19 protein-coding genes are annotated in these 18,106 nt (G+C 70.8%); 17 read left to right on the plus strand and 2 right to left on the minus strand.

Translation table 11 applies throughout. The features are described 5' to 3' along the window. Nucleotides 1–129 precede the first annotated feature (129 nt). The gene (locus AC3E6M_RS14255) at nucleotides 130–1,569 is read left to right on the plus strand and encodes a peptidoglycan DD-metalloendopeptidase family protein (RefSeq protein ID WP_490530309.1); all 1,440 of its coding nucleotides are present in this window, start codon (nucleotides 130–132) and stop codon (nucleotides 1,567–1,569) included. A 55-nt stretch (nucleotides 1,570–1,624) separates the two neighbouring features. Here AC3E6M_RS14255 and AC3E6M_RS14260 read toward each other — a convergent pair whose 3' ends face one another. Further along, nucleotides 1,625–2,158: an inorganic diphosphatase gene (locus AC3E6M_RS14260; protein WP_138176144.1), complete on the minus strand. Its 534-nt coding sequence runs from the start codon at nucleotides 2,156–2,158 to the stop codon at nucleotides 1,625–1,627. A 219-nt stretch (nucleotides 2,159–2,377) separates the two neighbouring features. Between AC3E6M_RS14260 and tilS the strand changes: the two genes are divergently transcribed. From tilS to lysS, 13 genes are all read left to right on the plus strand, one after another. Then, nucleotides 2,378–3,379 carry a tRNA lysidine(34) synthetase TilS gene (tilS, locus tag AC3E6M_RS14265; RefSeq protein ID WP_490530310.1) on the plus strand — a complete coding sequence of 334 codons (1,002 nt, stop codon included), beginning with the start codon at nucleotides 2,378–2,380 and terminating at the stop codon, nucleotides 3,377–3,379. 23 nt (nucleotides 3,380–3,402) lie between these two features. Beyond that, nucleotides 3,403–3,954: a hypoxanthine phosphoribosyltransferase gene (gene hpt, locus AC3E6M_RS14270; RefSeq protein ID WP_490530311.1), complete on the plus strand. Its 552-nt coding sequence runs from the start codon at nucleotides 3,403–3,405 to the stop codon at nucleotides 3,952–3,954. 148 nt (nucleotides 3,955–4,102) lie between these two features. Then, nucleotides 4,103–6,106 carry an ATP-dependent zinc metalloprotease FtsH gene (gene ftsH, locus AC3E6M_RS14275; RefSeq protein WP_138176138.1) on the plus strand — a complete coding sequence of 668 codons (2,004 nt, stop codon included), beginning with the start codon at nucleotides 4,103–4,105 and terminating at the stop codon, nucleotides 6,104–6,106. A gap of 6 nt (nucleotides 6,107–6,112) precedes the next feature. Beyond that, nucleotides 6,113–6,703 carry a GTP cyclohydrolase I gene (folE, locus tag AC3E6M_RS14280; protein ID WP_490530312.1) on the plus strand — a complete coding sequence of 197 codons (591 nt, stop codon included), beginning with the start codon at nucleotides 6,113–6,115 and terminating at the stop codon, nucleotides 6,701–6,703. After that, the gene (gene folP, locus AC3E6M_RS14285) at nucleotides 6,700–7,491 is read left to right on the plus strand and encodes a dihydropteroate synthase (RefSeq protein ID WP_490530313.1); all 792 of its coding nucleotides are present in this window, start codon (nucleotides 6,700–6,702) and stop codon (nucleotides 7,489–7,491) included. The genes folE and folP overlap by 4 nt, the downstream gene beginning before the upstream one ends. Then, the gene (folB, locus tag AC3E6M_RS14290) at nucleotides 7,491–7,859 is read left to right on the plus strand and encodes a dihydroneopterin aldolase (protein ID WP_490530314.1); all 369 of its coding nucleotides are present in this window, start codon (nucleotides 7,491–7,493) and stop codon (nucleotides 7,857–7,859) included. The genes folP and folB overlap by 1 nt, the downstream gene beginning before the upstream one ends. Further along, complete coding sequence (gene folK, locus AC3E6M_RS14295) at nucleotides 7,856–8,383, plus strand: 2-amino-4-hydroxy-6-hydroxymethyldihydropteridine diphosphokinase (RefSeq protein ID WP_490530316.1); 528 nt, start codon at nucleotides 7,856–7,858, stop codon at nucleotides 8,381–8,383. The genes folB and folK overlap by 4 nt, the downstream gene beginning before the upstream one ends. After that, the gene (locus AC3E6M_RS14300) at nucleotides 8,380–8,877 is read left to right on the plus strand and encodes a DUF3180 domain-containing protein (RefSeq protein WP_138176128.1); all 498 of its coding nucleotides are present in this window, start codon (nucleotides 8,380–8,382) and stop codon (nucleotides 8,875–8,877) included. Before folK ends, AC3E6M_RS14300 begins: the two co-directional genes overlap by 4 nt. Beyond that, nucleotides 8,819–9,418 carry a PH domain-containing protein gene (locus AC3E6M_RS14305; RefSeq protein ID WP_490530317.1) on the plus strand — a complete coding sequence of 200 codons (600 nt, stop codon included), beginning with the start codon at nucleotides 8,819–8,821 and terminating at the stop codon, nucleotides 9,416–9,418. Before AC3E6M_RS14300 ends, AC3E6M_RS14305 begins: the two co-directional genes overlap by 59 nt. 245 nt (nucleotides 9,419–9,663) lie before the next feature. After that, on the plus strand, nucleotides 9,664–11,184 hold the full coding sequence (locus tag AC3E6M_RS14310; protein WP_490530318.1) for a PH domain-containing protein: 1,521 nt from the start codon (nucleotides 9,664–9,666) through the stop codon (nucleotides 11,182–11,184). After that, a complete protein-coding gene (locus AC3E6M_RS14315) occupies nucleotides 11,181–11,912 on the plus strand; it encodes a DUF2520 domain-containing protein (RefSeq protein WP_138176124.1) in 732 nt (243 codons plus the stop codon). The genes AC3E6M_RS14310 and AC3E6M_RS14315 overlap by 4 nt, the downstream gene beginning before the upstream one ends. After that, the gene (gene panC, locus AC3E6M_RS14320) at nucleotides 11,909–12,763 is read left to right on the plus strand and encodes a pantoate--beta-alanine ligase (RefSeq protein WP_490530319.1); all 855 of its coding nucleotides are present in this window, start codon (nucleotides 11,909–11,911) and stop codon (nucleotides 12,761–12,763) included. The genes AC3E6M_RS14315 and panC overlap by 4 nt, the downstream gene beginning before the upstream one ends. A gap of 90 nt (nucleotides 12,764–12,853) precedes the next feature. Beyond that, complete coding sequence (gene lysS / locus AC3E6M_RS14325; protein WP_138176120.1) at nucleotides 12,854–14,380, plus strand: lysine--tRNA ligase; 1,527 nt, start codon at nucleotides 12,854–12,856, stop codon at nucleotides 14,378–14,380. On the opposite strand, the gene AC3E6M_RS14330 is transcribed toward lysS, so the two are convergent. Beyond that, nucleotides 14,331–15,488 carry a DUF4192 family protein gene (locus tag AC3E6M_RS14330; RefSeq protein WP_490530320.1) on the minus strand — a complete coding sequence of 386 codons (1,158 nt, stop codon included), beginning with the start codon at nucleotides 15,486–15,488 and terminating at the stop codon, nucleotides 14,331–14,333. The two genes, lysS and AC3E6M_RS14330, sit on opposite strands and share 50 nt — an antisense overlap. 138 nt (nucleotides 15,489–15,626) lie before the next feature. Here AC3E6M_RS14330 and AC3E6M_RS14335 point away from each other — a divergent pair, with 138 nt between their 5' ends. The 3 genes from AC3E6M_RS14335 to AC3E6M_RS14345 all read left to right on the plus strand — a co-directional run bounded on the left by AC3E6M_RS14335 (nucleotide 15,627) and on the right by AC3E6M_RS14345 (nucleotide 18,106). Next, the gene (locus AC3E6M_RS14335) at nucleotides 15,627–15,812 is read left to right on the plus strand and encodes an olfactory receptor family 2 protein (protein ID WP_138176116.1); all 186 of its coding nucleotides are present in this window, start codon (nucleotides 15,627–15,629) and stop codon (nucleotides 15,810–15,812) included. Nucleotides 15,813–15,879: 67 nt separating this feature from the next. Further along, the gene (gene cls, locus AC3E6M_RS14340; protein WP_490530400.1) at nucleotides 15,880–17,343 is read left to right on the plus strand and encodes a cardiolipin synthase; all 1,464 of its coding nucleotides are present in this window, start codon (nucleotides 15,880–15,882) and stop codon (nucleotides 17,341–17,343) included. Nucleotides 17,344–17,383: 40 nt separating this feature from the next. Continuing rightward, nucleotides 17,384–18,106, plus strand: coding sequence for a hypothetical protein (locus tag AC3E6M_RS14345; protein WP_490530321.1), 723 nt, complete (start codon nucleotides 17,384–17,386; stop codon nucleotides 18,104–18,106).

Below are 18,106 nucleotides of genomic sequence, written 5' to 3' on the forward strand. Positions count from 1 at the left end.
GTGGCGCTCCGTCGTTCCGGCGTGTCGGGGGTTCAGACTGGGCCGGGCAGTGGGAACTCGCCCTGTTGTTCGTGTGATTCGTGTTGCTACTGTGGTGCGAGTTGCGAACCGGTGAGATGAGGTATTCCCGTGACGCCTGAACCCCCCGACGGCGCGGACGACTGCGGCTGCGCGCCCACACCCGCCGAGCAGTCACGTCTCTGGCCCGCGCTGGACCGTCGCGGCGCCCTCAAGCTCGGTGCGTTCGGTGCCGTCGCGCTCGGTGCGTTCGGCGCCACCGTGCCCTCTCTCTCGTCGTCGTCGCCGGCGTTCGCGGCCGATTACCCGTCCTGGGCCGATGTCGAGGCCGCACGTGCCAACGAGGCCGCCAAGGGCGCCGAGATCGCCCGCATCCAGGGCTTGATCGCGGGCCTGCAGTCCGAGGTGGCGCGCACGCAAGCCGAGGTCGTCGCCCGCTCCGACGAGTACTACGCGGCCCAGCAGGCGTACTTCGACGCCGACTACCGCGCCCAGCAGATCCAATCGCAGGCCGACGCCGAAGCGGCCAAGGCGACGGATGCCGCCACCAAGGCGGGGAAGGTCGCGGCGCAGCTGTACCGCAGCGGCGGTGACGACACGTCGCTCGACCTGTTCTTCTCGGGCTCGGCGGCGACCGCGGACGACCTGCTCGCCAAGCTCGGCACGATGGACAAGCTCATCGAGCGCAACCGCTCGGTGTACACCGCCGCCGTGGTCGCCCGTGACAACGCCAAGCAGCTCAGCAATCAGGCCAACGATGCCCGCGCCGAGCGCGATCGGCTGAAGACGATCGCCGAAGAGAAGATGGTCGCCGCCCAGCAGGCCGCCGATGCCGCGCAAGCGGCCCTCGCGGCGCAGCAGGCGAACCAGGTCGTGCTCGAGGCCCAGCTCGCCGCGCTGCAGGACACGACGGCCAAGACCGTCGCCGACTACCAGGCCGGTGTCGAGGCCGAACGCAAGGCTCGCGAAGAACGCGAGCGTCGTGCTCGCGAAGAGGCCGAGGCCCGTGCGCGCGCCCAGCGCGAGCAGGAGGAGCGCGACCGTCAGAACGCCGGCAACTCCGGCGGTGGTGGCGGGGGCGGTGGCGGCGGTAACTCCGGCGGCGGGGGCGGCGGCGGCAATGTGGGCGGGTCCGGGTGGGCTCGGCCCTCCTCGGCCGGGACGACCTCGGGCTACGGTCCTCGGACCGGCCAGTGCGGTTCCAGCTACTGCGCGAGCACGTGGCACCTCGGCCTGGACTTCGGCGCCGGATGCTGGTCGCCCATCTACGCCGCGTCGAGCGGCCGCGTGACCTACGCCGGCTACAACGGCGGCTACGGCAACTACATCCGCATCCAGCACGACGACGGGTCGGGAACCGGATACGCGCACATCGTCAACGGCGGCATCTACGTCTCGAACGGTCAGCGCGTCTCGGCCGGTCAGCAGATCGCCGCGACCGGGCAGACCGGAAACTCCTTCGGCTGCCACCTCCACTTCGAGGTCTACCCGCCGTGGGGCGGGACGACCGACCCGGCCCCGTGGCTCCGCGATCGCGGCATCTGGGTCTGAGCAACGCGAAAGCCCCCCGGTCCAGGACCGGGGGGCTTCGTCGTGACCAAAGAGGTCAGAGGGTGTTGGGGGCTTCGCCCTCACCCTGCGTCTTGGTCTGGGCGTCGTGCTCCTCGAAGCGCGCGAACGCCTCGTCGACCAGGCGCTCGGCTTCGGCGGCATCCGCCCACTCGTCGACCTTGACCCACTTGTTGGGCTCGAGGTCCTTGTAGTGCTCGAAGAAGTGCGAGATCTCCTTCTTGGTCCACTCGTCGATGTCGCCGACGTCCTGGATGTGGTCCCAGCGGGGGTCCTTCGCGAGGACCGCGACGACCTTGTCGTCGCCGCCGGCCTCGTCGCTCATCTTCAGCACGCCGACGGGGCGCACCTTCGCGAGGATGCCGGGGTAGAGGTCGCGGTCGAGGAGGACCAGCACGTCGAGCGGGTCGCCGTCCTCGCCGAGGGTGTTCTCGAAGAAGCCGTAGTTGGCCGGGTAGCCGAACACCGTGTAGAGGATGCGGTCGAGGAAGACCCGGCCGGTGCCGTGGTCGACTTCGTACTTCACGCGGCTGCCGCGCGGGATCTCGATGACGGCGTCGTACGCGCCCATACGTGTGCTCCTTAGATCGGTGGCTTTCCGCCGCCCAGCCTAGCCGTGGCGCTCCCGCCGCCGTCGGCTTCGCCGCTCACCGCGACACGACGAAGGAGATCTGCGAGGGGCCCGCGGATTCCCGGCCGCCCGCCGTGCTCGGACGACGGACTTCCTGCGTTGTGTCCGCGGGGGCCCGTGAGTGCGCGCGCCCGGGCGTCGACGGATAGCGTGGATGCCATGCAGGAGCGGCGACCCGGACTCGACCCCGCCGTCGCGGAGGTGCGGCGCGCGGTGCGGGCGAGCCTCGAGGGGCGCAGTGGTGCCATCGTGGTCGCGCTCTCGGGCGGTGCGGACTCGCTCGCGCTCGCGGCGGCGACCGCGTTCGAGTCGCCGCGGCACGGCATCCGGGCCGAGGCCGTCGTGATCGACCACGGGCTCCAGCCGGGCTCCGCCGTGATCGCGGAGCGGGCGGCGGACGCGGCCCGCGGGCTCGGGCTGCCGGCCCGGGTGGTCGCGGTCGAGGTGCGCGCGGGGGGCGGTCCCGAGGCTGCGGCCCGCGCGGAGCGATACGCGGCCCTGGCGCGCGCGGCCGCCGAGGTCGGAGCCGACGCGGTGCTGCTCGGCCACACTCTCGACGACCAGGCCGAGACGGTGCTCCTCGGCCTCGCGCGCGGGTCGGGGTCGGTGAGCCTGTCGGGCATGGCGCCCGAGCGTCTGGATGCCACCGGAACGGTCCTGTTGCGACCCCTCCTCTCCGTGCGGCGAGCCACCACGGTCGCCGCGTGCGAGGCGCAGGGGCTCGATCCGTGGCAGGATCCCCACAACTCCGACCCCGCGTTCGCGCGGGTGCGGGTGCGCGAGAACGTGCTGCCGGTGCTGGAGGCCGAGCTCGGCCCCGGCGTCGCCGAGGCCCTCGCGCGCACCGCCGATCAGCTGCGCGAGGACGCCGCGGCGTTCCAGGAGATGATCGACGAGACGATCGAGGACATCGTCGAGCACGCCGAGGCGGGCATCTCGGTGTCGGTCGCGGCCTTGGCGGCCAACCCCTCCGCGCTGCGCAACCGCATCGTGCGGTACGTGGTCGACAGCGAGTTCGGCGTCGCCCTCACCCGGACGCAGACCCTCGAGGTCGCGCGCCTCGCCACCGACTGGCGCGGCCAGGGGCCGATCGACCTGCCGGGCTGCCTGGCACGTCGGGTCGGCGGCCGGATCGAGATCGTCGCGCGCGCGGCATCCTGAATCCGCCTGCGTAGACTTGCCCAATGCGCGCGGCCGACATCTCCGACGACATCAGCGAAGTCCTCCTCACCGAGGAGCAGATCCACGGCAAGCTCGCCGAACTCGCCACCCAGGTGGCGGCCGACTACGCCGGTCGCGACGTCGTACTGGTGGGCGTGCTCAAGGGTGCGGTCATGGTCATGGCCGACTTCGCCCGGCATCTGCCGATGCACGTCACGATGGACTGGATGGCGGTCTCCTCGTACGGTGCGAGCACGCGCTCCAGCGGCGTGGTGCAGATCCGCAAGGACCTCGACACCGACATCACCGGCAAGCACGTGCTGATCGTCGAGGACATCATCGACTCGGGCCTGACCCTCAGCTGGCTGCTCGAGAACTTCGCCTCGCGCGGGGCCGAGTCGGTCGAGGTCCTCGCGCTCCTGCGTAAGCCGGATGCCATGAAGGTCGAGGTCGACTGCCGCTACGTGGGCTTCGACATCCCCAACGACTTCGTCATCGGCTACGGCCTCGACTACGCCGAGAAGTACCGCAACCTGCGCGACGTCGCTGTGCTCGCGCCACACGTCTACTCCTGACGACGGCGGGGATGCCGGGCGCCGGGGCGTGGCATCCATCACCCGCGTACGCCCACGACGAACGCACAGTCTCGGCATAGCCGGCGGGCGTTAGCCTGATTGCACCGCTTTTTCCCGGCGGATCACGAAAGGGCTGGGCTCGCCCACCATGGATTTCAAGAAGATCACGCGCAATCCGATCATCTACGTTCTGCTGGTCGGTCTGCTTCTGGTCATCGGCTTCTCGCTCATCTCGAACCTGAGCGGAGCACGCCAGATCTCCACGCAAGAGGGTCTGGAGCTGCTCAAGGGCGGCACGGTGACCTCGTCGACGACGAATGACGTCGACCAGCGCGTCGATCTGAAGCTCTCGCAGCCCTTCGAGGGCGCCGACACCGTGCAGTTCTACTACGGCAAGGCTCGCGCGTCCGAGGTGGCCACCGCGATCGACACCGCCGCGCCCTCGGACGGCTTCAACGACGTGGTTCCACGACCGGGCTGGTTCGACGGCTTCCTCTCGCTGATGCTCCCCCTCGTGCTGCTCGGTCTGCTCTTCTGGTGGCTGCTCTCGAGCGCCCAGGGCGGCGGCAGCAAGGTGATGCAGTTCGGCAAGTCGCGGGCGAAGCTCGTGACAAAAGAGACGCCCACCGTGACCTTCCAGGATGTCGCGGGTTCCGACGAGGCGATCGAGGAACTCGAAGAGATCAAGGACTTCCTCAAGGACCCGAAGAAGTTCGAAGAGGTCGGTGCCCGCATCCCCAAGGGTGTGCTGCTGTACGGCCCTCCCGGAACCGGCAAGACCCTTCTCGCGCGTGCCGTCGCCGGTGAGGCCGGCGTGCCCTTCTACTCGATCTCGGGTTCCGACTTCGTCGAGATGTTCGTCGGTGTCGGCGCGAGCCGTGTGCGCGACCTGTTCAACCAGGCGAAAGAGAACTCGCCGGCGATCATCTTCATCGACGAGATCGACGCCGTCGGCCGCCACCGCGGCGCCGGTATGGGCGGCGGGCACGATGAGCGCGAGCAGACGCTGAACCAGATGCTCGTCGAGATGGACGGCTTCGACCCCAAGGTCAACGTCATCGTCATCGCCGCGACCAACCGTCCCGACATCCTCGACCCGGCGCTGCTGCGCCCGGGCCGTTTCGACCGGCAGATCGGCGTCGACGCCCCCGACCTCAAGGGGCGCCAGCGCATCCTCGAGGTGCACGGTCGCGGCAAGCCGCTGTCGGAGTCCGTCGACCTCGAGGTCGTGGCGCGCAAGACGCCCGGCTTCACCGGTGCAGACCTCGCCAACGTGCTGAACGAGGCCGCGCTGCTCACGGCGCGCTCGAACGCGCAGCTCATCGACAACCGTGCGCTGGACGAGGCGATCGACCGCGTAATCGCGGGGCCGCAGCGCCGCACGCGCGTGATGCGCGAGAAGGAGAAGCTCATCACGGCCTACCACGAGGGCGGACACGCGCTCGCGGCGGCGGCGATGAACCACACCGACCCCGTCACCAAGGTCACGATCCTCCCGCGCGGCAAGGCCCTCGGCTACACGATGGTCCTGCCCCTGGACGACAAGTACTCCGTGACGCGCAATGAGCTGCAGGACCAGCTCACGTACGCGATGGGCGGCCGCGTGGCGGAAGAGATCGTCTTCCACGACCCCACGACCGGCGCCTCGAACGACATCGAGAAGGCCACGAGCATCGCCCGCAAGATGGTCACCGAGTACGGAATGACCATGGATGTCGGGCCGGTCAAGCTCGGCTCGTCGTCCGGCGAGGTCTTCATGGGCCGCGACATGGGTCACGGCCGTGACTTCTCGGAGCGGATCGCCGAGCGCGTCGATGCGCAGGTGCGCGGTCTCATCGAGCAGGCGCACAACGAGGCCTACCAGGTGATCAACGCCAACCGCGAGGTGCTCGACCGCCTTGCGCTCGCGCTGCTCGAGAAAGAGACGCTCGACCACATCGAGCTCGCCGAGATCTTCACGGACGTCAAGCGCCTGCCCCCGCGCCCGCAGTGGCTGTCGTCGGGCGACCGTCCGGTGTCGACCTTGCCGCCGGTCGAGGTCCCCCGCCGCCCTGACACGGCCGGCGTCGCCGCGTCCGTCGAGGCCGACGCCCAGACCGCGACCCAGCCGCAGCGGCGGCCGAGCGGGCAGACGCGTCCGGCCACCGCTTAAGGCGCCGTGGCCGTCGACCGGGAGCGCGTGGCCGCGCTCGTACGCGAGCTGCTCGAGGCGATCGGAGAAGACCCCGATCGCCCGGGCCTGCGGCAGACCCCGGCGAGGGTGGCGGAGTCCTGGAGCGAGTTCTTCGGGGGAGTGGGGCAGGATGCCGGTGCCCCGCTGCAGCACACGATCTCGGTGAGCCGCGGGCCGGCGCCCGACACCCTGCCCTCCGGCGCCGTGATGCTGCGCGACATCGCGTTCCGCTCGATGTGCGAGCACCACCTGCTGCCCTTCCGCGGGCGGGCGCACGTGGCGTATCTCCCCGGCGAAGAGGTCGTCGGCCTCGGCGCGCTGCCGCGGGTCATCGACATCCTGGCCGCCCGTCCGCAGGTGCAGGAGCGCCTCGGCGAGCAGGTCGCCGACACGATCGCCGGTGCGCTCGACGCGCGCGGCGTGCTGGTCGTCCTGGATGCCACGCACGAGTGCGTCACGATGCGCGGTGGCCGCCAGCCCGACGCCTCGACCGTCACGATCGCCGCGCGCGGGGTCTACACCGACCCCGTCGCTCGTGCCGAGTTGGTGGCTCTGATCGGCCGGGGGCGCCCGTGACCCTCGTGATGGGGATCGTCAACGTCACCCACGACTCGTTCAGCGACGGCGGCCGGTTCCTCGACCCCGACGTCGCGATCGCCCACGCGCGTTCGCTGAGTGCGCAGGGCGCCGACCTGCTCGACGTGGGCGGCGAGTCCACGCGACCCGGGGCCGACCGGATCGCGCCGCGTATCGAGCAGCAGCGCGTCCTGCCGGTCGTCGAGGCGCTGGCATCCGCGGGGCTCTTCGTGAGCATCGACACGATGAACGCGTCCACCGCGCGCGCGGCCGTCGCCGCGGGGGCGCGATTGGTCAACGACGTCTCGGGCGGTCTGGCCGATCCCGACATGCTCGCCGCGGTCGCCGACACGGATGCCGACATCGCCCTCGGCCACTGGCGCGGACCGTCGTCGCAGATGTACGCCCACGCCGACTACGACGACGTGGCGGCGGAGGTCGCGGGCGAGCTCGCGGAGCGACTCCGTGCGGCCGAGGCGGCCGGCATCCCGCGCGAGCGCATCGTGCTGGACCCGGGCATCGGTTTCGGAAAGCGCGGTGTCCAGAACTGGCGGACGCTGCGCGCCCTGCCGCGGCTGACGGCCCTCGGTTGCCGCGTGCTGGTCGGCACCAGCCGCAAGCGCTTCCTCGCCGACGCGCTCGGCGAGGACGCCGACCTTTCGCGCCGCGACCTCGCCACCGCCGTCACCAGCGTCCTGGCCGCCCGCGCCGGGGCGTGGGCGGTACGCGTGCACGACATCTCGACCACCCGCGACGCGCTCGCCGTCGCCCGCGCCTGGGAGGCCTGATGGACTTCGCCGACGAGATCACGCTGACGGGGGTGCGCGCCCACGGATTCCACGGCGTGTACCCCGACGAGAAGCGCGAGGGGCAGGAGTTCGTCGTCGACGTCGTCCTGCAGCTCTCGCTCCGGCCCGCCGCCGAGACGGACGACGTCGTCGACACCGTGCACTACGGCGAGCTCGCCGAACGCATCGTCGCGATCGTCCAGGGCGACGCGGCCGACCTGCTCGAGACGCTCGCCCAGCGCATCGCGGACGACGTGCTCGCGGACGAGCGTGTCGTCCTCGTGACGGTGACGGTGCACAAGCCGCACGCTCCGATCACGGTGCCCTTCGGCGACGTGTCGGTCACGATCCGGCGGGGGCGCGGATGAGCGTTCGGCTGGCCCACGGGATCGGCGATCCTCCTGCCGATCGTCCCGTGGCCGCGGTGGTGGCTCTCGGCACCAACCTCGGCGCGCGCGCAGAGACCCTCGCCGCCGCCGTCTCCGCGCTGCAGCGGCTCCCGTTGACGACGGAGGTGCGGGTGTCCGAACCCATCGAGACGGTAGCCGTCACCCTCGCCGGCGCGGACGAGACCGCGCCGCGCTATCTCAACGCCGTGGCGCTGCTGCAGACGCGGCTGGCGCCATCGACGCTGCTGCACGAGCTGCACCGCATCGAGGCCGACCACGGCCGCGTCCGCCGCGAGCGGTGGGGCGATCGCACGCTCGACCTCGACCTCATCGTCTACGGCGACGCGCGCATCGACGACGAGCGTCTGACCGTGCCGCATCCGCGCGCACACGAGCGGGAGTTCGTGCTGGCCCCGTGGCTGCAGATCGATCCGGATGCCGAGATCCCCGGCCGCGGCCGGGTGGACGCCCTGCTGGTCGCGCTGCGCGGAGACGGATCGTGAAGCGTACCGGAGCGACGATCCTCATCGTCGCAGCGCTCGCCGGGGGCGTGATCGGGTTCCTCCTCGACATGGGTCTCACGGCCGCCGGACGGCCGACGTTCGTGCCGGCGGCGAGTCTGCCGACGGTGCTCGTGCTCTTGGGGGCGATCGTGGTCGCGGTCGCCGTTCCCATCTTCCGCGCGTCCCGGGGGCGCATCGGCCGTCGCATCGATCCGTTCCGGGCCCTGCGTATCGCGATGCTCGCCAAGGCCTCGTCGCTCGTAGGCGCCGCGGCGACCGGCTTCGCCCTGGGGCTTCTCGCCTTCGTCTCCACCCGTCCGTTCACTCCGTCGCTAGGCTCGTGGGGATCGATCATCGCGACGGCCGTGTGCGGTGCCGTCCTCGTCGTCGCGGGACTCGTGGCCGAGCAGTTGTGCACCATCCGGAAGGACGACGATGACGAACACCCCGGATCTCCCGGAGCGCGCCCCGACTCCGGTGCCCCCGCGGCCTGAGCCGGCGGCATCCGTCCTCGACGACGCCACGTACTCGCGCGTCCTCGAGCCCCGAGGACCCGGCCGACTGCCGCTCGGCGACGGTACGTGGCACCAGCTCGCCCGCGCGTACGTCCGGGTGCAGATGATCTCGCAGGGCGCCGTATTCGTGCTCGTGCTCGCTGCGGCGGGCGTGGCGCAGGCGATCACGGGCGTGGCCTGGCAGTGGATCCCGGCGGGCGTCGTGCTCCTGGTGACCGCGATCGGCATGATCATCACGCCGCGACAGGCCCGGTCCTTCGGCTATCAGCTGCGCCATGACGATCTCGTCTTCCGCCGCGGCATCCTCTGGCAGCGCGTCGTCGCGGTGCCCTACGGGCGCATGCAGCTCGTCGACATCACGCACGGGCCGCTCGACCGCGGCTTCGGCATCGCGCAACTCAAGCTCGTCACCGCCGCTGCCTCGACGGGCGTGACGATCCCCGGCCTGACGCAGGGTGCGGCCGAGCATCTGCGCGACACGCTCATCGACGTCGCCGAGACCCGACGGACCGGACTGTGACCGACCCCTCGATCCCCGACGCGTCGAACCCTGCGCCGGGACCCGATGCGTCGGCTCCTGGCCACTCGGCGCCGGATCCGGCGTGGGGCCCGCCGCCGGCGGGTGTTGCGTCGGCGGGTGCTGCGTCGGCGGGTGCTGCGGGGGAGGGGGCTGCGGGGGAGGGGGCTGCGGCCTCGGGGGTTGCGGCTGCGGAGGGGGTTGCGGGTGCTGCCGCGGCCTCGGACGACGCCCCGCCCCGCACGGTCGTGCGCTCGCCGCTGAGCGACGGCGAGTGGCAGCGGCTGCATCCGCTGACGCCGCTGCTGCGCGGCGGCCTGTTCCTTCTCGTGGTCATCGGCGTGATCGTGGCCAACATGCGCGAGCGTCTGCTCGAACTGTTCCTGCCGTCCGTGACCGATCTGCCCCCGGGGGTCCTGCCTCCCGACCCGGTCGATTTCCTCTTCGCGAACAACCTGATCCTCATCGCCGCCGGTGGTGCCCTGGCGGTGCTGATCGTGCTCCTCGTGGCCTTCCGGTTGTCTTGGCGGTTCCACACGTTCCGCATCAGCGATGACGATGTCGAGGTGCGCTCGGGCGTGCTCTTCCGCACGCACCGGCGCGCGCCCCTGGACCGTGTTCAGGGCGTCAACCTCACGCGGCCGATGGTGGCGCGCCTGCTGGGACTCGCCAAGCTCGAGGTGGTCGGTGCCGGCCTCGACTCGAACGTGAAGCTGGAGTATCTCTCGGCCGGTGCCGCGGAGACCGTGCGCGGCGACATCCTGCGTCTGGCGTCGGGACGCCGTCGTGCCGAACGCGCCGTCGGTGTCACCGGGGGGTCGCTCGTGCAGCAGGCGGCCGGGGCTGTGGGAGCCGGCATCCAGAACATCGTCGACGGCGAGGATTTCTCGGATGCCGAGCCCGAGAGCATCGTGCGGATCCCCTTCGGCCGGCTCGTCGCCTCGCGGGTGCTCAGCGGATCGACCCTGATGCTCGTGGTGCTCATCGTGGCCATCGGGATCGCGGCGTCGATGTCGACGCTGTGGGTGCTGTTCACGATCGTCCCGGCGTTCCTGGGCTTCGGTGCGTACTACGTGCGCTCGATCGCGCGAGGCTTGCGGTACTCGATCGCGCCCAGCTCCGACGGCGTGCGGTTGACGTTCGGGCTGTTCACGACGATCAGCGAAGTGGTGCCCCCGGGGCGCGTCCACGCGATCGAGGTGCACCAGCCGTTGCTGTGGCGTCCATTCGGCTGGTGGAGCGTCTCGGTGAACCGGCTGTCGGGGCGCGGGTCGACCGATGCGAGCACCGACCCGTTCGCCGCGGTCCTGCCCATCGGTACGCGCGACGACGTCGAGAAGGTGCTGCGGATCCTCGCCCCGGCGCTGCCGCCGGAGGAGTGGACCTACGTCTTCCGTCATGGCATCCTCGGGCCGGTCGAGGACGACCCGTACGTCATCACGCCGTCGCGAGCGCGCCTGCTGCGGCCCTTCTCCTGGCGGCGCAACGGCGCCGTCCTCACGGCCGACGCGCTGTTCCTGCGGCGCGGGTGGGCGCGCCGCACGCTCACGGTCGTGCCGCTGGCGCGACTGCAGTCGGTGGGGCTGCGGCAGGGGCCGGTCGCTCGCGCGACACGCACGGCGACCCTCGCCGCCCACGTGATTGCGGGAACCGTGCAGACGTCGGTGGGGGCTTTGGATCGGGATGCCGCGGTCGCACTGTTCGAGGACACCGCGCGCGCCACCGTCGCCGCCGCGGCCGACGATCGCAGCCACCGGTGGGCCCGATGAACGGCGGTCGCGACGGTCGGCTCGGCGTCGGCATCATCGGCGCGGGGCGCGTGGGTCCGGTCGTGGGGGCGGCGCTCGCGGGCGCGGGACACGCGCTCACGGGCATCACGTCGGGGTCGGACGACGACCGCGTGGAGGCGATCCTGCCGGGGCTTCCGGTGCTGCCGCCCGAAGAGGTCGTGCGCCGCAGCGAGCTCGTGGTCATCGCCGTGCCGCACGATCAGCTGGCCGGGCTCGTGGCGGGTCTGGCCGACGTCGGTGCGTGGCAACCGGGGCAGCTGGTGCTGCACACCGACCCGGTCTACGGCGTCGAGGTGCTCGCTCCGGCCCTGCGGTGCGGGGCCATCCCCCTGGCGGTCCATCCGGCGATCGTGTTCACGGGTGCCTCGTCGATCGATCTGCGCCAGCTCGCCCAGGCGTACGCGGCCGTGACGGCCCCCGCCCCGGTGCTGCCGATCGCGCAGGCGCTGGCCGTCGAGTTGGGGTGCGAGCCGGTCGTGATCGCCGAGACCGATCGGCCGGCGTACGCCGAGGCGGTGGCCACGGCGACGCAGTTCTCCCGATCGATCGTGCGTCAGTCGGCGACGCTGCTCGCGGGCGTCGGGGTCGAGAACACGGGAGCGTATCTGTCCGCCCTCGTACGGTCGAGCGTCGATCAGGCGCTCGTCGAGGGGACAGGTCCGGCCGGCGCGGACGGTGTGCCACCGGACGCTACGATCGACGGATGATCCGCACCATCGAGGATCTGCGTACCCGACTGGCCGAGGCCAGAAGCGCAGATCGCCCGGGCGGTGCTGCGCGCGTCGCGCTCGTCTCGACGCTCGGGGCCCTCCACGACGGCCACGTCGACCTCATCCGCGCCGCACGCGAGCGGGCCGACCTCGTGGTCGTGTCGACTTTCGTCAATCCGCTGCGCTTCCGCACAGCGGAGGAAACGGCGGCGTATCCCCGCACCCCGGACGCGGACGCCGACCTTCTGGGCGAGCTCGGCGTCGATCTCGTGTTCGCGCCCACGGCTGCGGAGTTCCTCCCCGCCGGTACCGCGACCACCCGGGTCTCGGCGGGCGACCTCGGTCTCCGGTACGAGGGGCGCGCGCGGCCGTTCTATTTCGACGGGGTGCTCACGGTCGAGGCGAAGCTGTTCCATGTCGTCCGCCCCGACCTCGCCGTCTACGGTGAGCGCGATCTGCAGCGTGCCTTCCTGGTCCGGCGCATGATCCGCGACCTGGACTTCGACATCGACACGGCGCTGGTCCCGACGGTGCGCGCCGAGGACGGGCTCCCGATCTCGAGCCGGGTGGGCCTGCTGGATGCCGCCGACCGCCGTGCCGCCGCGAAGCTCCCGCTGGCGTTGGAGGCCGCGGCATCCAATGCCGACCTCGGAGTCGATTCCTGCATCGCGGCGGCGCAGTCCTCGCTCATGGGGGAGCCGCGCATCGGCCTGGAGTACCTCTCGGTCGTCGATCCCGAGACGTTCCTGCCCGTCGACGACGGCCATCGCGGCCGGGCAATCGCGCTCATCGCCGCGACGGTAGGCGGACACCGCTTCATCGACAACGCCGAGATCTCGCTGAGCTGACGCGCGGTGGCGACCGGACGCGGTCGCGGCTCGGGGGAAACGCCCGTCGTGCCGCCGATAAACTCGATGCGACCCCGAGGAGCCCTCCCGATGACTGACGCGCCCGCTGCGCCCGCGAACGACGCCGAACCGACCGAGGACGACGTCTTCGAACAGAAGGCGGTCCGTCTCGCCAAGCGTGAGCGTCTGCTCGACGAGCGCGCCGACGCCGCGGGCGGCCCCTACCCGGTCGTCGTGCCCGTGACCGACACGATCCCCGCGCTGCGCGCTCGCTACGGCGACCTCGAAGCCGGGGCCGAGACGGGCGTGACGGTGGGCGTCGCGGGTCGTGTCGTGTTCAGTCGCAACACCGGCAAGCTCTGCTTCGCGTCGCTGCAGGCCGGCGACGGCAGTCGGATCCAGGCGATGGTCTCGCTCGCCAACGTCGGTGACGAGTCGCTCCAGGCCTGGAAGGAGCTCGTCGACCTCGGCGACCACGTGTTCGTGTCGGGTGAGGTGATCTCCAGCCGCCGGGGTGAGCTGTCGATCATGGTGTCGGAGTGGACGATCGCCGCGAAGGCCGTCCTTCCCCTTCCCAACATGTACTCCGAGCTGAGCGAGGAGAGCCGCGTCCGCAGCCGCTTCCTCGACCTGATCGTGCGAGATCGGGCACGCGAGACGGTGCTGGCTCGGGCGAAGGTCAACGCGAGCCTCCGGCGCACGTTCGCCGAGCGCGACTTCGTCGAGGTCGAGACGCCGATGCTGCAGGTGCAGCACGGCGGCGCGAGCGCCCGTCCGTTCATCACGCACTCGAACGCCTTCGACGCCGAGCTGTTCCTGCGCATCGCCCCCGAGCTGTTCCTCAAGCGCGCCGTCGTCGGTGGAATCGACCGGGTGTTCGAGATCAACCGCAACTTCCGCAACGAGGGCGCCGACTCCACGCACAGCCCTGAGTTCGCGATGCTCGAGGCGTACCAGGCGTACACCGACTACAACGGCATCGCCGACCTGACGCAGACCCTCATCCAGGATGCCGCCATCGCGGTCGCGGGCTCCACGACCGTGACGTGGGCAGACGGCACCGAGTACGACCTCGGTGGCGAATGGGACCGTATCTCGATGTACGGCTCGCTGTCGGAGGCCGCCGGTCGCACGATCACGCCCGAGACGACTCTCGACGAGCTGCGCGCGTTCGGAGCCGAGTCCGGCGTCGACGCACCCGCTCACGAGACGCACGGCAAGTGGGTCGAAGAACTGTGGGAGCACTTCGTCAAGGGCGGCCTGACCCGCCCCACCTTCGTCATGGACTTCCCGGTCGACACGAGCCCGCTGGTGCGCGAGCATCGTTCCCTCACGGGCGTCGTCGAGAAGTGGGACCTGTACGTGCGCGGCTTCGAGCTCGCGACGGGGTACTCCGAGCTCGTCGACCCGGTCATCCAGCGCGAGCGCTTCACCGAGCAGGCGAAGCTGGCTGCGCGCGGTGACGACGAGGCGATGCCGATCGACGAGGAGTTCCTGCGCGCTCTCGAACACGGCATGCCCCCGACGGGTGGCATGGGCATGGGCATCGACCGCCTGCTCATGGCCATCACCGGTCTCGGGATCCGAGAGACGATCCTGTTCCCCCTGGTGAAGTAACCGACTCGCGCTCGAACACCCACTCGGGCAGCCGGCCCCGGTCGGTCAATGTCCGGACGATGTCGGCGAGGCCGTGACGTGCGTCGATCTCGAGCGCCTGTGCGACGTAGGCGGACGCGTGGGTCGACCGACCGGTCGCCCAGGCGAGCCATGCGCAGGCGGCGAGGGGGCCCGCGCGTCCCTCCCGCGGTGTGGCCGCGGCCACGTATCGGCAGCGATCGAGCGCGCGAAGGAGGCGGGCGGGATCCGGGTGCGCCCCTTCGCCCCACATCGGGCGTGCGAGGTCTGCGGGGAACGGATGCCCTTCCCCGTAGGCGTGTTGCGCACCGTAGGTGGCGTCGCCGGTCGTGATGTCCCCGACCCACTGCATGAGGGCGACATCGCGCAGCGCGGGTCGTTGCAGGCAGAACGACACCGCGGCGATCGCGTCGGCGTCGAGGGGAATCCCCGGAGCGACGAACCTCTCGAACACGGCCGGAGGATCGGTCACGTCGTCGAGGACGCGCCCTGCGGCCGCGCGGCGGCGCGCCGGCAGCCGCCGACCTTCCTTCGATCGGGCGAGCAGATGCTCGATGTCGGTGAGCAGGCGGTACACCGCACTCGCCTCCGAGGGAGGGGCCGAGGGCAGCATCGCGGCCGCGAACTGGTCACCGTCGACCTCGGGCAGTCCGGGCACGCCCGGATCCGCCGCGATCTCGTCGAGCGACCGCGGCCCGTCCGCGGCGGGAGAGAAATAGCCGTCCCATCCGTCGGGGCCGACGATCAGCGCATCGGTGACGCGAAGGCCGCAGATGTCGGCCCGGGCCACGAGCGCCTCGACGAGCGCGCGATGCGGAGTGTCCTCGACATCCGTGAGACGGAGATCGGTGTAGACGACGGCCGCCACGGCATCCGTCCGGGGAACTTTGCACGCCATCCCGATGACGGTCGAGGCGATGCTGTCGACCTCGGACACGGCGGGATCGGGAAGGTCGACGCGGAGCGCGCCCAGGGAGCGGCCTCCGGCGAACGTGATGACGGCGAGGCTCTGCCGGGGCGTGCACCCGAGCAGGTGGGGGACGAGGGCGAGGAACTCGGCGGGGGATCCGGCGCGGACGATCGTTGACATGGCCATGAGACTGGCGCAGGCGCGGATCGTGTCGCGGGCGGAAAGCCGTGATCTGGGGAGAGGCGGGAGAGGTTGCGCCCTGGGGAGGAGGGGCTGCTCTCCCGCCCGACGCTCAGGCGCTGCCCGTATCCTGGTGACGTGGACGAAATGTGGGCAGCCGTGCTGTGGTCGATCCTGCCGACCATCGTGGTCTCGGCGGTCTTCTTCTTCATCTTGCGCAGCGTGATCCGGATGGATCGCACCGAGCGCAAGGCGTACGCGCGCATCGAGGCGCAGGAGCGCGCGAAGCGCGGGCTCCCGGCTTCCGACGGCACCACCCCCTGAGCGGCATGCCCCGCGTGTCGGGGGCGATCACTACGCTGGGGGGACATTCCGCCCAGGAGGCACTGTGATCGACACCACGTTCGAGGCGAGCTGGCTCGTCATCGCGCTCTTCGTGATCGATCTGGTCGTGCGCATCGCCGCGGTCATCATCGTCCCGCGCAACCGCCGCCCCACGGCGGCGATGGCCTGGCTGCTGGCGATCTACTTCATCCCGTTCGTCGGCGTGCTGCTGTTCCTGCTGATCGGCAACCCGCGCCTGCCGCGCACACGCCGCCGCAAACAGGCCGACATCAACCGCTACATCCACGACACGAGCGAGTCGCTCGAGTTCGGCACCCTCCGCCCGAACGCACCCGACTGGTTCCGCGCGCTCGTCCGCCTCAACCGCAACCTCGGCGCCATGCCGATCGCGGGCGACAACGCGGCGACCCTGATCTCCGACTACCAGGAGAGCCTCGACGCGATGGCGGAAGCCATTCGACGGGCGGACCGCTACGTGCACGTCGAGTTCTACATCCTGCAGGCCGACGCGGCGACCGACAACTTCTTCCGCGCCCTCGAAGAAGTGGCCGCGCGCGGGGTGGTCGTGCGCGTCCTGCTCGATCACTGGGCCAACCGCGGGAAGCCGTACTACCGCCAGACCCTTCACCGCCTCGACCAGATGGGTGCGCATTGGCACCTCATGCTGCCCGTCCAGCCGCTGCGGGGGCGGTACCAGCGCCCTGATCTGCGCAACCACCGAAAGCTGCTGGTCATCGACGGGAGCGTGGCCTTCATGGGCTCGCAGAACGTCACGGACTCGACCTACAACTTGAAGAAGAACATCCGCCGGGGCCTCCACTGGGTCGACCTCATGGTCCGCGTCGAAGGCCCCGTCGTCGCGAGCGTCAACGCCGTCTTCCTCAGTGACTGGTACAGCGAGACCGATGAGACCCTCACGGACGAGATCGACCTGTTCAGCGTCGAGTCCGGCCCCGGCGACCTCGACTGCCAGATCGTTCCCTCGGGCCCCGGCTTCGATTTCCAGAACAACCTCAAGCTGTTCCTCGGCCTTCTCTTCGCCGCGCGCGAGCGCATCATCATCGTGAGCCCCTATTTCGTGCCCGACGAGGCGCTTCTGCTGGCGATCACGACCGCGTGCCAGCGCGGGGTGCACGTCGAGCTGTTCGTCTCCGAAGAGGGCGACCAGGCGATGGTCTACCACGCCCAGCGCAGCTACTACGAGGCGCTGCTCGCCGCCGGCGTGAAGATCTGGATGTACCGGAAGCCCTTCATCCTCCACAGCAAGAGCCTGACGATCGACGACGAGGTCGCCGTCATCGGGTCGAGCAACATGGACATGCGTTCCTTCGGTCTCAATCTCGAGATCTCGATGCTCGTGCGTGGCGAGGAGTTCGTCCGCGACATGCGGCGTGTCGAAGACGCGTACCGCACTCTCAGTCGCGAGCTGACGGTCGAGGAATGGCGACGCCAGCCGCTGCGCTCCACGATCCTCGACAACCTTGCGCGGCTCACCTCGGCGCTGCAATGAGCGACCGGCATCCCATCCCCACAGCCCTCCGGAGGTTCCGATGACTCGCCGTCCCGCTTCTCTGGCCGCTGTGCTGGGGGTCGGCCTCCTCGCAGCCGGTCTCCTGGCCGGTTGCGCTTCGGGCGCGGCGTCCTCGCCCGAGACGAAGCCGCCCGTGGATGCCACGACCCCCGCTCCTTCGACGGACGTCAGCGCGGGCTGGCTCGACGCCGGCCGCGGCATCGCGGTGGTGACGCGAGGAAGCTCGTCGTGCGTCCCGGTGGCGTCGGGCGATGCCGTTCTCGCGAGCGACACCCTCACGATCGAGTTGGTCGACCGTGAGAACGGTCCGTGCACCCGCGACTTCGCACCTCGGGCGACGTACGTCGCGCTTCCCGCCGGGATAGACCCGTCGCGTCCGCTCGATGTCGTCGTCACCGGTGCCGTCGAGGGCACGGCGTCACTCGCCGCGCTGGCGACGCCACCGGCCGCGGTGACGGAGTTCGCCCCCAGTGCCGGGTGGGTCGGCGACGGTCTCGCCGCGATCCTGACGTGGGGCAGCTCCACCTGCCGCCCCCAGGTCGAGGCGGTGACCTCCGTCGAGGGTGGCGCCGCGGTGACGTTCGCCGAGCCGCCCGCCGATCAGGTGTGCACCGCCGACATGGCCCCTCGCGTGTCGCTCGCCGACCTCACGGGCATCGCCGGTGAGGACCCCGTCGAGCTGACCCTGTCGGGCGGCAACATCGCCTCGGACGGTCCGATCCCGGTGCTGGGGCAGGGCTGA

The organism is Microbacterium sp. SCPM-O-B-15248 (M128) (genome assembly GCF_058214835.1).